We start from the raw sequence: 15220 nt of genomic DNA, 5'->3' as shown, positions 1-15220 counted from the left end.
TGTTCAGTTAGAGTTCGGTATTGTTGTCGAAATGAAGACAAATGAGAAGCCAAAGCAGAAGATAAATCGGCTTTGGCTTCATTTAGTTTCTTGTGTTTACTCTAGCAAGCACGTGTTTGAGTGAAACTCGATCAGTTCGAGTGTTCTAGCTCTACTTGCTCAGCTTTTTGGTAAGCAGGGTGGCTCTTTAAAAGTTCACCGTATTTAGCGATGTTAGGGTAAAGCGCAGTTGCACCAAAGTTACCCACGATTTCTACGATGAACGACATCATAAAATCTGCACCTGTTAGTGTGTCTGCAACCAAGTAGGTTTTGCCTTCAAGTGCATTATTCACGTAAGTGAGGATCTTTTGGTTTTCGTCGTCTGCATAACCGCCTAGGAAGTTAGTTTCGCAGCCGTCTTTCATCACAAAGATCTTAAGTAACATTGGCAAAATACCTGAACTCTCAGCGAAGTGTAACCACTGTGAATATTCCACGTAGTCTGCGGTGCCGCGTGTAGGTGCGAACTTACCCTGACCGTATTTGTCGATTAGGTATTCCGTGATAGCTCCAGATTCAGTGATCACGACGCCATCGTCTTCAATGACAGGAGATTTACCCAATGGGTGAATGAATTTAAGTTCTGGCGGTGCAAGAAAAGTGACACTGTCTCGTTGGTATGGTTTGATTTGGTAATCCACCCCAAGCTCTTCCAATAGCCAGATGATGCGCTTTGAGCGCGACTTATTCAGGTGATGTAAAGTAATCATGATTCTACCTAGTTAACGGGTTCAGTTTATTGAATTTATTTAGCTTCGTTCGTTTTGATAACAAGCTTACCGAAGTTCTGACCTTCCAATAGGCCCATGAATGCTTGTGGTGCATTATCTAGACCTTCAACAAGGTGCTCACGATAGTGCATCTTGCCTTGAGATAGCCATTCTGTCATTTGAACAGCAAACTCGTTGTAACGGTGCGCGTAGTCATCAAAGATGATGAAACCTTGCATCTTAATTCGTTTAACCAGCAACATACCCATTAAGCTAGACATGCGATCTGGGCCTTCAGGCAGTGAAGTCGCATTGTATTGAGAAATAAGACCACACACAGGAATACGAGCACCTGTGTTAAGTAGAGGCATTACTGCATCGAATACTTTGCCCCCAACGTTTTCAAAGTAAACATCGATGCCGTTGTCACACGCTTTAGCCAGTTGCTCTGCGAAGTCGTCAGCTTTGTGGTCAATACATTCATCAAAGCCAAGAACCTCTTTCGCGTATTGGCACTTCTCTTGACCGCCTGCAACGCCGATAACACGACAACCTTTTAGTTTGCCGATTTGTCCAACGGTTGCGCCTACAGCACCTGTTGCTGCTGCAACGACTAGCGTGTCGCCTTCTTTAGGTTGGCCGATATCAAGCAAGCCCATGTAAGCAGTAAAACCAGGCATACCCATGATGCCAAGCGCGTAAGAAGGGTGCGTTGGTTCTTTACCTAGTTTGATAAGGCCTTCACCGTTAGACACACCAAGATCTTGCCAACCTGTGTAAGCCAGTACCCACTCGCCAATTTCGTAATCAGCGTGGTTTGATTCTTCAACCTGACATACGGTTGCGCCTACCATCACTTCATCAATCGCAACGGGATCTGCGTAGGATTTAGCATCGCTCATACGACCACGCATGTATGGGTCTAGAGAAAGGTAAACTGAGCGAAGTAACATCTCGCCGTCTTTGATGCTTGGCGCAGCTATTGTCTCTAAACGGAAGTTGTCTTGAGTCGGTGCGCCAACTGGGCGAGAAGCCAATACGATTCGGCGATTGTCTTGTTGAGTCATTGGATGTCCTTAATTGTGTATTTTATACATTTAGAATTAGACCAGTCGTCTAGTCTTGTTGTCTAAAAATCCCGCCGTCATCAAATTGATAAGAGGGCGGGTGATTTTTTTAAGTTAAAGCCAATAAAGCGCGCTGCGTGTTATTAGCTTTCACCTTTTAAAATTCGTTCGGTAAGGCTCAAAGCTGACTGTAAGCTATGTGAGCTTTGGCTCAGCTTGCTCAATAAGCTGGCGCCTAACCACATTGAGTATAGGTTCTGAGCTGCTTCTTGGCTCTCTTCAACCTTTATGGAGCCATCTTCAATACCGCCGACAATGCACTGTTCGATGGTATTCGTCACTTTTTCTGCACCCTTTAATAGCGCTTGGCGCATAGGATCAGAAAGATCAGAAACTTCCGCGCTGAGTTTAACGACCAAGCATTTATGAGCATTGCAGGTGCCGTTTTCAATCTGTGACCATCGAGTGAAATAACTGACAATTCTCTGGTAATGGTTGCCTTCACCATGAACCAAAATAGTTTCAACTCTGCTGATGTAGGTCTCAAAATAGTGCTGGATCAGAGCCTCGCCAAATTGCTCTTTCGATTTAAAGTAGTGGTAAAACGACCCTTTCGGCACGTCCGCTTCTTTAAGCAATTGCGATAAGCCAACGCCGTTAAAGCCGTTGTTCACTATTAATTGGTAGCCAACATCTAAAACATGCAGGCGTGTGTCATTCGTTTTTTCGTTCATGGGCGGTACTATAAGTTAAATTAGACCAGTCGTCTAGTGGTCGGTTTTCGAGGGTATATTTGGTCGTTGTTACAGTAGCTAAATAGCTAAATAGCTCAATATCTAAAGAGGCTTCAAATGTTCAGATATAAAAAAGCCCCGACATAGCGCGTATGTTGGGGCTTAAATCAGTAACTTCGATTATTTGATAGATATGAGTTCTACATCAAAAATCAGAGTCGATGATGGTGGGATAGGGCCTGAACCGCCTTTACCGTAAGCTAGAGTGCTTGGAATAAATAGACGAACTTTTTGGCCTTCAACCATGTAAGTCAAACCTTCTTGCCAGCCTTTAATTACTTGCTTAAGAGCAAATGAGATTGGCTCGCCGCGCTCAAAAGAGCTGTCGAAAACAGTGCCGTCGATTAGCGTACCGTGGTAGTGAACCGTTACTTTGCTGTTCTTAGTTGGGTGCTCTGTGCCTGTACCTTCTTCAAGAACAAGGTATTGAAGACCGCTTTCAGTCGTAATCACGCCTTCTTTAGTGCCGTTTTCAATTAGAAATTGTTGGCCTTGTTCGAAGTTTTCTCCGCCAGACTTATGATTCGTCCAAGTACGGTAAATCATGAAACCCGCCAAAAGAAAGACAATGACCGGGATGACAAATTTAGACATAGTAAAACCTATTTATATTGAGTGCTGAATTTCGTAGTTAATACAAAATGTGTTAATCAGTTGACTAAAGCCGTGATTATGGTTGAGTCAAAAGGTAGTTGATCGTTTTTGCAATGCCAGCAACGTCTTGGTGACCTGCTGTTAGTACTTGGTATTTACCGTTGATGATAAAGGTTGGTACTGAGTTGATCTGACCTTTTACTGAGATCTCTTCTGCTTGCTTAACGTAGTCGAAAAGAGCGACTTGCTGTTCTTTATTCAGCTGGTATGGGCTAACCAAACCACGAGAAGTAAACGCTGTCTCTAGTGCTTGTTGACGCTGCTCAGGTGTTGCATCTGCACCCATTTGAACGGCACCAAATAGGTCGTCCATGAATGCGTGGTCAGGCGTCGCATCAAGCTGCATCACTGCTGTGTAGTAGATCATTGCGCTGATTTGAGCGCTTTCGTTGAACGTCACGTGCATCTTGCCAATAGTTTGGTCTGTTAGAGATTCAATCTCTGGAATGGCACTTTCCATTTGACGGCAGTGACCACAGTTAAGAGAGAAGATTTCAGTGATCGGAGACAAGTTAAATTCTGTTAGAGCAGTAGGAAGCGCTTCGTATTGAACGCCTTTTTGTGGCTCGTCTGTTTCACTACAACCCGCGATAATGAGTACGGCAGCGAGTGCTGTGATGAATTTAGTAAATGGTTTAAACATAATGTTTGCTCTAGCGTTGAGAAGTCGTGAGATTCTAACTATTTAGTACGAATTGGAAAACAATTATAAGGTAAATAAATGCAAACAGTTCGAACTAGCGGCTGAAGACAAGCTAGTAGACGGTTAACTGTGATCAACAGCACTTTTTTGGGTTCTGCTTTCTTTTCGTCTAAAGTTTTTCCCTCGGTGCCGATATAGACATTAGTGAATGGTTTATCTGCATGAGTGGTTGGTGAAGTAATGAGATATTTAGCGATAATGTTAAGCATAGCTTTGGCTGGGTGTGAAGCCACGTCACCAACTGACTTACTTGGCGGTGACATGCTAGAGACTGCACCACAAACCGATTACGACTTGATGCATCCTGAATGGGGTGTGGTTCAAACGACTCATGTAGCAAGCAATCGTGGGTACTCTATCCAGAGTAGCACTCATCAACACAGAACCATCACGACCAACTACGGACGTGGCGTTTCGACTAACGACCCACTGGAAGTCTTTTTAAGACAAAACCGCATCGATTTTGAAGTGTTGCCGGGTAACCATGTGATGGTAAAGCTTGAGCAGCACGTGAACTTTAAAACAGGTTCAGCATTCCCTGAGCCAGCGTATAATCAATGGCTAGATACGCTAGGCAGCTACCTTGCTCAACGCCAAGATATTGATGTGGTGATTGAAGGGCACACCGATAACACGGGCACAGATCGAATCAATGATCCGCTTTCAGAGCAGCGAGCAAAAGAAGTGAAGGCTCGATTAGAGAGTAACTACGTATCAAGTCGTTCCATCTATACTCGTGGCTTCGGTGAGTATGTTCCAGCTTGTACGAACGCTTCTGCGCAAGGCAAGGCGTGTAACCGCCGTGTTGAATTGATGCTGATTGTCACGAAGTAGTCGTTTGAACTTTCGCGCCCAATTTGAAGCGATTAACGCCAAATAACAGACATAAAAAATCCCTCACATTCGAGGGATTTTTTGTATCTGACTTTTGTTGCTTTATTGCTTATGCAAACTGCTTTTCTAAGTAAGTCACGATATCTGAAGATTCGTACATCCACTCAGTTTTACCGTCTTTTTCGATACGTAGACAAGGCACTTTCACACGACCGCCGCCAGCTTCAAGCTCAGCACGGTGTTGCTCGTTGTTTTTTGCATCACGAAGTTCAAATTGAACCGACTGACGTTTCATCGCGCGGCGCACCTTCACACAAAATGGGCACGCTTCGAATTGGTATAACGTGTGCGTTTTTGCTTGCTCATTTACTTTGCTTTGTTCTTCTTGAGAACGCTTCACACCACGTGGGCTGAAAACAAAATTCAATAACAAGATGACACGACCTAAGAACCAACGGATAAACTTCATAACTCTCTCTACATATTTAAAATTAGCGTTACAATTTGCAGCATTATATACACAAGTTTTGTCAGATGCTCGCAACAAACCGCTAATATCTATTTTGTCCGTTCGATCGTATGAGACTTAGCCACATTTAGCCCTAAACGCTTAGACAGTCGAGTCAGATTTGCTCGGTCTGTTTTCAGAACTCGCCCTGCTTGTGCCCAGTTAAAGTTGGCATCTTCCAACACCTCAGTAATGATACTGCGTTGAAAATCGTCCGTTGCACCACGTAGCCCTGCAGAAAGGTCGATCGTTGGTGTCGATAATGGTGTGTTTTTCACCTGAGTCGTCGCAATTGGCTGATCTTGGTCTAGAGGACCACAATCTTCCTTGGTGATTGTCACCAGGTTTTTATTGGTGCTGCGCGCTAACGCTTTCAATGCGGAACGACTGATCACATGCTCAAGTTCACGCACGTTACCCGGCCAACCATAACGGTTTAGGAAAGAAAGAACGTCGGAGCGGAACTTAACTTGGTTGATACCAAGCTTACGACGCGCTTGTTCTAAGAAGAAACCCGCTAATAGGCTGATGTCGTCACCACGATCTTTCAGTGCTGGCACCGCGATAGGATACACACTCAATCGGTGGTACAAATCGGCTCTGAATCGACCGTCTTCAACTTCTTGTTTTAGATCTCGGTTTGTCGCTGCCAATACTCGCACATCAATGGTTTGAATGTTGTCTTGGCCAACCGGTTGGATTTCGTTGTTTTGCAGCGCACGTAGGAGCTTACTTTGAGCGGCCAAAGGCAATTCACCAATCTCATCAAGGAACAGTGTGCCACCATCGGCTAAAGCAAATTTACCTAAGCGGTTTTTGTCTGCGCCAGTGAACGCGCCACGAACGTGACCAAACAGTTCACTCTCTACTAAGTTTTCAGAAATTGCAGCACAGTTTACGTAGACGAGTGGGTTACGTTTACGTTGAGATTGGTGGTGCAGGGTGCGAGCCACAAGCTCTTTACCAACCCCGGTGTCACCATGAATCAAGATATTAAACTCAGATGGAGCTACAACAGCGATGTCGTTCTTAAGCGCGACCATGGTGTCACTGTTACCAATCAACTCACCGCCGTCACGTTCCCACGCTTCTACGTTCAATTCTTCGAGTAATTGCTTTGACTGTTTTGCTTGATGCTCAAGTTGCGAGAAGGTCAGTGCCATCTGCATGGTTGAGGCTGCAATAGCTGCCAGTACTTCAAGGTTACGCGCCGGAATATTCGCGAAGACATCAGGTTTCAAGCTGTCTAGAGTCAGAATACCTAAGAGCTTATCGCCAAATAGCAAAGGCAAGCCCATACAAGCATGCATTGGTAAATCGCCATCATGGTCAATAAGCAAACCATCGAAAGGATCGGGTAAGGAGCTGTCAGCATCGAAACGAACAGGAGAGCGAGACGCGCAGATCTCTTCAAACCGTGGGTGTTCTGAAATGATAAAGCGACGACCGAACGTATCTCGGCTGAGCCCTTGCATTGCGATAGGTACTAGCGTGTCGCCTTGAAGGCTTAAAAGCGCGACACAATCACACGTTATGGTTTTGCGAATGGCATCGATCAGGCGATTGAAACGATCTTGATCGTTGACACCACTTGCGAGGCCAATGGTCATTTCCATGAGGGTAGATGCGGAGATATCTTGCATAAAAAACTCTAACTGTGTGTGTTTATCTACATAATAGAGTCTTATTGACTTAAAAAAAAGGTCTTTTTGACATTTTTATAAGATGAGTTTTGAGAAGAAAACCAGTAATGACGGGGATTGATAAAGTTGGCACTGATTGTGCAGAAGATACAGAGAAGCCCAATTATAGCGCTGATTAAACAGACTATTCTTGATCTCAATCAATCAGGTTGCATTAATCAGGTTTCGCGATTTTTTGAAATGAAAACGAGTCAAAATAACTCAGTTTCTAAAAATAACTAAGGTTTCAGAAAATCGATAAGTCATTCTTAATTTTTAGTAGTCAAAATGACATATAGGTCATAAGGCTCAGTGTTCGGAGTAAATTTATGCTTAACAATGCACATATCGAAATCATCAAATCTACTATTCCTCTACTTGAGAGCGCAGGCCCAGCTTTAACTCAGCATTTTTATCAACGTATGTTCACGCATAACCCTGAGTTGAAAGATATCTTCAATATGACTCACCAAAGAACAGGTCGCCAAGGCGTAGCACTGTTTGAAGCTATCGCGGCATATGCAAAGAACATTGAAAATCTAGCAGCGTTAACAACTGCCGTTGAACGTATTGCTCAGAAACACACAAGCTTTAACATTCAACCAGAGCACTACCAAATTGTTGGTTTGCACCTGATTGAGACATTACGTGAACTAGCTGCTGACGCCTTTACTCCAGAAGTGGAAGAAGCATGGACAGCCGCTTACCTATTCTTGGCGCAAGTATTCATCGATCGTGAAGCTGAACTTTACCTACAGCGTAAGCAAGCTGTTGGTGGTTGGGAAGCAGCGCGTGCGTTTGTGATTGCAGACAAAATCGAAGAGTCAGCGCTAGTAACAAGCTTTATCCTTCAGCCAAAAGACGGCGGTGAAGTTCTGGATTACACACCAGGTCAATACATCGGTATCGAAGTGAAACCAGAAGGCTCTCAATACAGCGAGATTCGTCAATACTCACTGTCTGATAAGCCAAACGGCAAGCAATACCGTATTTCTGTTAAACGTGAAGGACAAGGCCAAGAGACACAAGGCGTTGTATCTAACCACCTACACGATACGGTTGCTGTTGGTGATGAGGTTAGCCTATACGCACCAGCGGGTGACTTCATGTATCAAGAGCGCAGCAAGCCAGTAACACTTATCTCTGCAGGTGTTGGTGTAACGCCAATGCAGTCTATGCTTGAGTTCCTAAACACGGTAGATAAAAACGAGCCAGTACTTTACCTTCACGCTTGTGAGAACGTAGGCCAACACTCTTTCACGACTCGTGTTAAAGATATTGTTGCCGACAAAGGTTGGGAAGCGAAAACGTGGTACATGAACAAAGACGAATCTGCATGTGAAAACACGCATCAAGGCCAAATGGATCTAGCGTCTATCTCTGATACTAAAGGCTTTGAAGAGAGCGATTTCTACATATGTGGTCCTGTTGGTTTCATGAAGAACATCGTGGAACAACTAGACGCACTCAAAGTTGATCGTTCACGCGTTCACTACGAAGTATTCGGCCCTCACGCTAACTTCTAAGAGCTCAAGGTAGTTGTGTTAACACTCGCCTGATCTATTTAAAACCTTGCCTATTCAAAGGCCTCACAGTGTGAGGCCTTTTTGGGTTTGGTTGGTTTTGTCTGACATCATCGACTACTGCAAAACACGATGGTTCAGCTAAGATCTTTTCGCTTCTATCTAAGAACGTTTCACCTTCTTAGACATGTAGTCGGAATCAAAAAATTCAGGCCAGTACATTTTCACGTAACCACCTGCGACCCAAATTACTAGGATGGTGGCGATGGTTAGCTCAAAGAATCCGAACTTGTGCAGCCAGTACCATTGTGGGTATTCCGCGCCGAAAAATGTGGTTAGACGATGCATGGCAATAGCGCTGATAACGGATGGGAAGGTGACGGCAGCAATTGAAGGTTGGAACTTCAAACGCATTAGGCGGATGTAACACAAGTAAATTAACAGAGTCATGGTGATGGCAATGCCCGACAATGCACCTGTTAGAATTGGGTCTGGGTTGTCGAAGTTAACCAAGTAAGCGGCTAAAGATAAGTTAACCGGAGCTGCCATGATAGCGAGTGTTGGTCTTGCTCGGCGAGGAAGATTGCCTTCGAACACCAAGCGGTACAACACCACTGGCAACATAAGGAAATAGATACCAATACAAGTGACAGCAAGTGTTTCTGAAAATACAGTGTGCCCGAACTGTGTGCCTGCTAAGGAGCTGCTGATCAAACCGACCGGATACAGAAACCAACTCGGTACAATGTTCGACATTTTGAAGTTGATGATCTGAAAACTAAAGAACAACACCATCATGGTAAAGTGCAGCAATAGCGCGCAGAACCAAACTGGATAGGCGATAGCTGGCGATATCTCGGCTAAATAGTCGCACAGAATCAATAAAGCCATGCTCATTGGTGCCATCAAGCTTCCACTTAACGGGTGGCGAATGTCATTAAGGAAGGTATTAAAGCTCGTTAAATAGCGCAGTAAAACAGGCAGCAATAATAGCGCGCCGAATGCAGCGAGGTAGGGACGAATTATCTCACCAATGCCCGGGATATATAACGCCCAAGCTTGTCCTAACCCAATAACGCCAAGTGCTAAAGACGCCTGAGATGGCGGCACATTTTTTACTTGGGTTAATCTTCTCCAGTTCAACGACTTACTCCGACTTAGTTAATTAAAGACTTTTAGAATATTTGCTTTAGTTAGAGTGTGTAGGCCTTTCATCAATAGATTTTGAGGGCACTCAACTAATTTTGAGTGGATGATACCAAGTTTAACGTTTGCTTTTTTGATTTTGATACGGAATCGGGAGATTAAGCACGTTGAATGTGTGCTTTTGTTTCATGAGTCATTTGTAATTAACATACTTCCTCTTGCTGAGGGAGGTCTTGTTGTCTTAGCTTCTCGTTTTTCAGCGTACGGTTAAGCAGCTGACTGTAAATTGGCTGCCCACCTAACATTTGAGCAATGATTACCGCACCTAAGCAGGTGATGATCAACGGCAGGATCAGGTAATAGTTATTGGTCATTTCAATAACCAACAGTATGCCAGTGATAGGCGCTCGAACAGTGGCAGCAAATAAGGCGCCCATGCCAGCAATGGCAAACATACCCGGTTCAATATTCAGTTCAGGAAAAAATGCCGCTGCGATAAGCCCGAACGCATAACCAAAGAGTGTTCCTAGCGCAAGCATTGGTGCAAAGATACCGCCTGGCGCACCAGAGCCGAAACAAAGCAGGGTAGTGAGGACTCGGCCTAAGAAAATCAGCAACAACACATTGGCGCTGTAGCTGCCATTAGTGATGTTAGGGATGATACCAATACCACCACCAGTTAATTCAGGTATATAGAGCAGCAACAAGCCAAAGCAACCGCCAAGTAGGGTGCCTGTCATCAAGTAGCGTTTACGGTCATTCTTGTGGATCGCCACAAACAGGTCTTGGGAAAGCGTTATCAGCTTATTGAAAATTACACCAAACAGGCCAAACAACACACCTAACAACAAGAACAACCAAAGTGCATCCAGTTCTGGCGGTTGGTATTGAGGCATTGTGATAACGGCAGATTGGCCATTGATAGAACGAAACACAATGTTGGCTGAAACCGCTGAGATGATGACGGCTTTGATTGATATGAGTGAGTAGCGAAACTGCGGTCTCATCTCCTCAACCACAAACATGATACCAGCCAGTGGTGCATTGAATGCGGCGGCTAAACCACCTGCGGCACCCGAAGCTAATAGTGAATGACGAGTGTCGTCATCTTTGACTCGAAAGATATCAGTGACCATACGACCGATACTGCCGCCCATTTGAACAGTTGGCCCTTCGCGGCCTAAAACCATACCAGAGCCTAACGCGCCCATGCCGCCAAAGAATTTTACGGGTAATACTCTCCACCATCGAACAGGGCGCATGCCGTCCATTGCACCTTCGATTTCAGGGATACCTGAACCGGCAGCTTCTGGAGCAAAACGGTGAACGAGAAAATAACCAATAAAGGCGAATGCCGCACTAATAAGGAAAGCAGCAAGCCACAGTGGTAAATGGCTACCGATTTCATCTTTCAGCCAATCGGTACGAGTTTCTGTGATGAAATGAACCGCAACTTCGAAATAGGTACCCACTACACCAGCAAGTACACCCACAATACAAGAAAGGAAGAGAACCGAAGCTGGGGTCTTATCTCTTGAGAGAAATTGATTAATAGCATCCCTTGGCATCTTGGCTAGTAAGGACTGCTTAATTTTCTCTCTTCTGGTCATAAAGATAAGTTTCCTGAATGAGTTAAGGCGGGGTTGCATTAAATTATACGCTTCCTCTGCATATCCTATAGCAGCAAAGATGAAAAGTTGAATTTCATTTATGGAATGTACGTGTTACATAAATGGAATCTATGGGCAATTGTGGAATCGCCGTCACAATTTTGATCGATTCTCTGGTGGTGGCTTGAATATCCCCAAAAATGAACCATAGTTAAATTGTAAAGCAACATAACGAACCGCAAGGAGAAGTGAGGTTTTACACACAATTTGGATGGATTCAGAAACAAAGTTTTAGTTCCTCGTTAAATGTTCAGGTCGATATTTAAGGCTTCCTGATTCGCGAACTCACGATTGAGTAACGAGGGTGAGGCGTACTGAGTAAGTACGCCTTTAGTTCGTCTGGAGCATTCATTTCCTCATTCCGCTTCTACTGCTTTATCTCTTCTGATTATTTTCGCGCCAACCTCTATTAACGAATCTCAGTGTAAACAATCGATTGGGGTCAACTTTTTGGTGATTGAGTATATACTCCCTTAAAAAGGAGAACTGATATGACTAAAAAAGTTCCTACAAACATCATTACGGGTTTCTTGGGTGTTGGTAAAACGACAGCCATCTTAAACCTGCTAAAAAATAAACCTGAGAATGAAAACTGGGCTGTTCTGGTTAATGAGTTCGGGGAAATCGGTATTGACGGTGCATTAATGACAGATCAAGGCGCTTTGATTAAAGAAGTGCCGGGTGGATGCATGTGCTGTACTGCGGGCGTGCCTATGTCAGTGGGTATTAATGCCTTACTTCGCCAAAAGCTAGACCGTTTATTGATTGAGCCGACAGGGCTTGGTCACCCTAAACAGGTTATAGCGACACTGACTTCCGATCAGTACACACCATATGTCGATTTAAAAGCGACGCTTGGTTTGGTTGACCCACGAAATCTGTCTAATGAAAAGTACACCTCGAATCAGAATTTTAATGATCAACTAAATAGTGCAGATGTGATTCTTGGTACTAAGGTTGACCTTGTTCATTCTGAAGACATCGATGTGTTCAATGATTGGGTGACGGATCAAACGCCAGCAAAAGTCTTCCATAAGCTAATTCACGATGGTGAAGTGCCATTGGAAGTGTTAGACATTGAAAGAGTATACGGCAGTGCTTCATCTCATATTGAAGCGCATCATCACGATCACGCTGAACAAGAGCCTCAATTCCAACTTCCTCCTGGTGAAGCTTTCATCCGTAAAGAGAATAAAGGACAGGGCTATTTCAGTTGTGGTTGGTTGTTTGGCGCAGAGCATAAGTTCGACTTCGATGCGCTATTCTCTATGTTGTCAGATCTAACGGCCGAGCGTGTAAAAGCTGTCGTGAACACCGACCAAGGTTGCTACGCATTCAATGTGGCGAATCAAGTCGTGTCTGTGAACGAAATTACGCTTGATGGCTTTGAATCTCGACTGGAAGTGATCGACTCGCAGCTCATGCCATGGGGCGATCTCGAGCAGATTCTACTCAAGCTGTGTGGCATCAAATAGCCCTGTTTTTGCTGTTTGAACCAAGGATCTTGGTGTTTACCTCGTTGAAGGCGGGATAAACACCAGATTAAATGAGAAAGTTTGCGTTATATCACGATAAATGTGAGATAAATCACTCTAATTACTTTATAGTGCTCGGCTGAAATAAGAATGTAGGCTGTCTGCTTAAGGAACCCGTAACAATGTCATTTTCCTCTCAAGGTTTTGCTCCTGAATTAGTCAAAGCGTTGACTGAGTGTGGTTATGAAAAACTCACTCCAATTCAACAAAAAGCGCTTCCAATGGCTCGTAAAGGCCATGATATTTTTGCTACTGCTCAAACCGGTACGGGTAAAACAGCGGCATTTTCATTGCCTGTTATCCAACACCTTTTGAACAGCGGTAAAAAGGCGTCTAGAGGAACGGCTCGCGGCCTTATTCTTGCTCCAACTCGTGAGCTTGCTGCGCAGATCGCTCAAAACATTAAAGACTACGTTAAATACACAGATCTAAGTGTTTCTGCGGTTTACGGTGGTAACAAGATGTCTTCACAAGTTCGTCAACTAGAACTGGGTGTGGATATTTTGGTTGCAACACCTGGCCGTTTAGAAGAGCACTTAGAAGCGGGTAACGTGTCTATTGCTAACCTAGAATTTCTAGTATTTGATGAAGCTGACCGTATCCTTGATATGGGCTTTATCAATGCCGTTCGTAAGATCATGTTGGATGTAGAAACATCACCGCAAATCATGATGTTCTCTGCAACGACTTCTACTCAGTTAAACCAACTGTCTGTTGATATTCTGCGTAAACCAAAACGTATTAGTGTTGAGCGCGAAAACTCAACGGCTGCTACTGTCGGCCACGTGGTTTACCCAGTGGATCAAGAGCGTAAAACAGAACTGCTTTCTGAGCTGATTGGTCGTAAAAACTGGCGCCAAGTGCTTGTTTTTGTTAACTACAAAGAAACAGCGAACGATGTAGTTAAAGAGCTTAAGCTAGACGGCATTAAAGCAGTATTGTGTCACGGTGATAAAGCGCAAAGTGCTCGTCGTCGTGCTCTAGACGATTTTAAAGAAGGTAAAGCGCGTGTAATGGTAGCAACCGACGTTGCGGCTCGTGGTCTTGATATCGAAGACTTACCACACGTAATTAACTACGACATGCCTTTCCTAGCGGAAGACTATGTTCACCGTATTGGCCGTACAGGTCGTGCAGGTAAGCAAGGTCACGCTGTCTCTTTCGTTAACCGCGAAGAAGAGCTGACTGTCGTTCAAGTTGAAAAACTGATTCAACAGCGCATTCGTCGTGTTGAACAACCGGGTTATGAACCGAAGAAACGTGATGCTTACATCGAGAAGCTGAACACTAAATCGGCTTACAAAAACCGCCAAGGTCGTAAGAACAACGCGAACGAAGAGACGCAAGATCAAGCAAGCGCTGAACGTCGTTTGACTATGATGAAGCGAATTAAAAACCGTCGTAAGTAAAATTACGGTTGGTAATGAAAAAGAGCCACTGTTATGTGGCTCTTTTTGTTTGTATTGATCGCAATATTGTTTATTGTCATTACTGCTTCGTTTCAACCTCGCTTCATTTCAAGCCCGATCAAGAAACAAGAACTAATAAATAAAAACAAGTCGATAAGGTAATAATATGGATAGCGCACTACTTTGGGCTTTTATTCCCACGTTTTTCTTCGTGTCAATCACGCCCGGTATGTGTATGACTTTGGCGTTGACACTTGGAATGAGTGTTGGATACAAGCGTACATTATGGATGATGATCGGTGAACTGGCTGGTGTCGCTGTGGTTTCTATTGCCGCGGTATTGGGTATCGCTTCGATCATGTTGAATTACCCATGGCTATTTACGGGCTTTAAATTTGTTGGTGCGGGTTACCTGTTTTATTTAGGCGTTCAGATGTGGCGTTCGAGAGGCAAACTGGCGATCAGTACTGACAACCAAACAACAAAAGTCAGCAATGATTGGGACTTGGTGGTTCAAGGTTTTGTCACTGCAATTGCGAACCCAAAAGGCTGGGCGTTTATGATTTCTTTGCTGCCTCCTTTTATTAACAGCAATAAAGACTTAGCACCGCAGTTGTTCATTCTCGTGTCAATCATTCTGGTTTCTGAGTTTGTTTGCATGACCTTATACGCGACAGGCGGAAAGAGCTTAAAGCATATGCTGGGCAAAGCCGACAATGTTAAGTTGATGAACCGCATTGCAGGTACGTTGATGATGGGCGTTGGTGTTTGGTTGTTCGTGAGCTAATTCTGGTTAGCCTGCAACGAGCAGAGATCCCCGACTCAGTCGTTCCTCCTTCTCGAGGGTGACGCGTACGTGGGATGATGACGACTTAGGATTACGGTGAGTTTTGAAAATTCGGATTCTTACTTAAACCGAAGAATGCATAGAATATAAAAAGAG

The 15220-nt window shown here is 44.2% G+C and carries 14 protein-coding genes; 5 read left to right on the top strand and 9 right to left on the bottom strand.

Going from position 1 to position 15220, the window contains the following annotated elements:
* Positions 1 to 131 precede the first annotated feature (131 nt).
* From AB4482_RS03495 to AB4482_RS03475, 5 genes are all read right to left on the bottom strand, one after another.
* Positions 132 to 752 (bottom strand): glutathione S-transferase family protein, encoded by a 621-nt coding sequence (locus AB4482_RS03495; protein WP_102394548.1) that lies wholly within the window; start codon positions 750 to 752, stop codon positions 132 to 134.
* Between the two features lie 35 nt (positions 753 to 787).
* Positions 788 to 1819: an NADP-dependent oxidoreductase gene (locus tag AB4482_RS03490; RefSeq protein ID WP_372133696.1), complete on the bottom strand. Its 1032-nt coding sequence runs from the start codon at positions 1817 to 1819 to the stop codon at positions 788 to 790.
* A gap of 143 nt (positions 1820 to 1962) precedes the next feature.
* Positions 1963 to 2553 carry a TetR/AcrR family transcriptional regulator gene (locus AB4482_RS03485; RefSeq protein ID WP_017062643.1) on the bottom strand — a complete coding sequence of 197 codons (591 nt, stop codon included), beginning with the start codon at positions 2551 to 2553 and terminating at the stop codon, positions 1963 to 1965.
* 180 nt (positions 2554 to 2733) lie between these two features.
* The gene (locus tag AB4482_RS03480) at positions 2734 to 3207 is read right to left on the bottom strand and encodes an FKBP-type peptidyl-prolyl cis-trans isomerase (RefSeq protein ID WP_372133694.1); all 474 of its coding nucleotides are present in this window, start codon (positions 3205 to 3207) and stop codon (positions 2734 to 2736) included.
* A 76-nt stretch (positions 3208 to 3283) separates the two neighbouring features.
* A complete protein-coding gene (locus AB4482_RS03475) occupies positions 3284 to 3910 on the bottom strand; it encodes a thioredoxin domain-containing protein (protein WP_017062641.1) in 627 nt (208 codons plus the stop codon).
* A gap of 258 nt (positions 3911 to 4168) precedes the next feature.
* Between AB4482_RS03475 and AB4482_RS03470 the strand changes: the two genes are divergently transcribed.
* Positions 4169 to 4804, top strand: coding sequence for an OmpA family protein (locus AB4482_RS03470; RefSeq protein WP_029235219.1), 636 nt, complete (start codon positions 4169 to 4171; stop codon positions 4802 to 4804).
* A 109-nt stretch (positions 4805 to 4913) separates the two neighbouring features.
* Here AB4482_RS03470 and AB4482_RS03465 read toward each other — a convergent pair whose 3' ends face one another.
* Positions 4914 to 5273 (bottom strand): glutaredoxin, encoded by a 360-nt coding sequence (locus tag AB4482_RS03465; RefSeq protein ID WP_017062638.1) that lies wholly within the window; start codon positions 5271 to 5273, stop codon positions 4914 to 4916.
* Between the two features lie 89 nt (positions 5274 to 5362).
* Positions 5363 to 6955, bottom strand: coding sequence for a nitric oxide reductase transcriptional regulator NorR (norR, locus tag AB4482_RS03460; RefSeq protein ID WP_017062637.1), 1593 nt, complete (start codon positions 6953 to 6955; stop codon positions 5363 to 5365).
* A gap of 368 nt (positions 6956 to 7323) precedes the next feature.
* Between norR and hmpA the strand changes: the two genes are divergently transcribed.
* Positions 7324 to 8520: an NO-inducible flavohemoprotein gene (gene hmpA, locus AB4482_RS03455; RefSeq protein ID WP_372112859.1), complete on the top strand. Its 1197-nt coding sequence runs from the start codon at positions 7324 to 7326 to the stop codon at positions 8518 to 8520.
* 159 nt (positions 8521 to 8679) lie between these two features.
* On the opposite strand, the gene AB4482_RS03450 is transcribed toward hmpA, so the two are convergent.
* Both AB4482_RS03450 and clcA read right to left on the bottom strand, forming a co-directional pair.
* Entirely contained in the window at positions 8680 to 9627 is a 948-nt protein-coding gene (locus AB4482_RS03450) for a TDT family transporter (RefSeq protein WP_050634251.1), read from the bottom strand.
* A gap of 239 nt (positions 9628 to 9866) precedes the next feature.
* Positions 9867 to 11273, bottom strand: coding sequence for a H(+)/Cl(-) exchange transporter ClcA (gene clcA / locus AB4482_RS03445; RefSeq protein WP_372180558.1), 1407 nt, complete (start codon positions 11271 to 11273; stop codon positions 9867 to 9869).
* A 551-nt stretch (positions 11274 to 11824) separates the two neighbouring features.
* Between clcA and AB4482_RS03440 the strand changes: the two genes are divergently transcribed.
* The 3 genes from AB4482_RS03440 (at position 11825) to AB4482_RS03430 (ending at position 15064) form a co-directional block, all read left to right on the top strand.
* Positions 11825 to 12808, top strand: coding sequence for a GTP-binding protein (locus tag AB4482_RS03440; RefSeq protein ID WP_372180557.1), 984 nt, complete (start codon positions 11825 to 11827; stop codon positions 12806 to 12808).
* 182 nt (positions 12809 to 12990) lie between these two features.
* On the top strand, positions 12991 to 14277 hold the full coding sequence (locus AB4482_RS03435; RefSeq protein WP_372180555.1) for a DEAD/DEAH box helicase: 1287 nt from the start codon (positions 12991 to 12993) through the stop codon (positions 14275 to 14277).
* A gap of 166 nt (positions 14278 to 14443) precedes the next feature.
* On the top strand, positions 14444 to 15064 hold the full coding sequence (locus tag AB4482_RS03430; protein WP_017064486.1) for a LysE family translocator: 621 nt from the start codon (positions 14444 to 14446) through the stop codon (positions 15062 to 15064).
* The last annotated feature ends 156 nt before the right edge of the window (positions 15065 to 15220 follow it).

The organism is Vibrio sp. 10N.222.55.C7, assembly GCF_041473335.1.
Taxonomy (GTDB): Bacteria; Pseudomonadota; Gammaproteobacteria; order Enterobacterales; family Vibrionaceae; genus Vibrio; species Vibrio crassostreae_C.
Note: the sequence above shows the minus strand (reverse complement) of the source record. Positions and strands in the feature narration are given on the sequence as shown.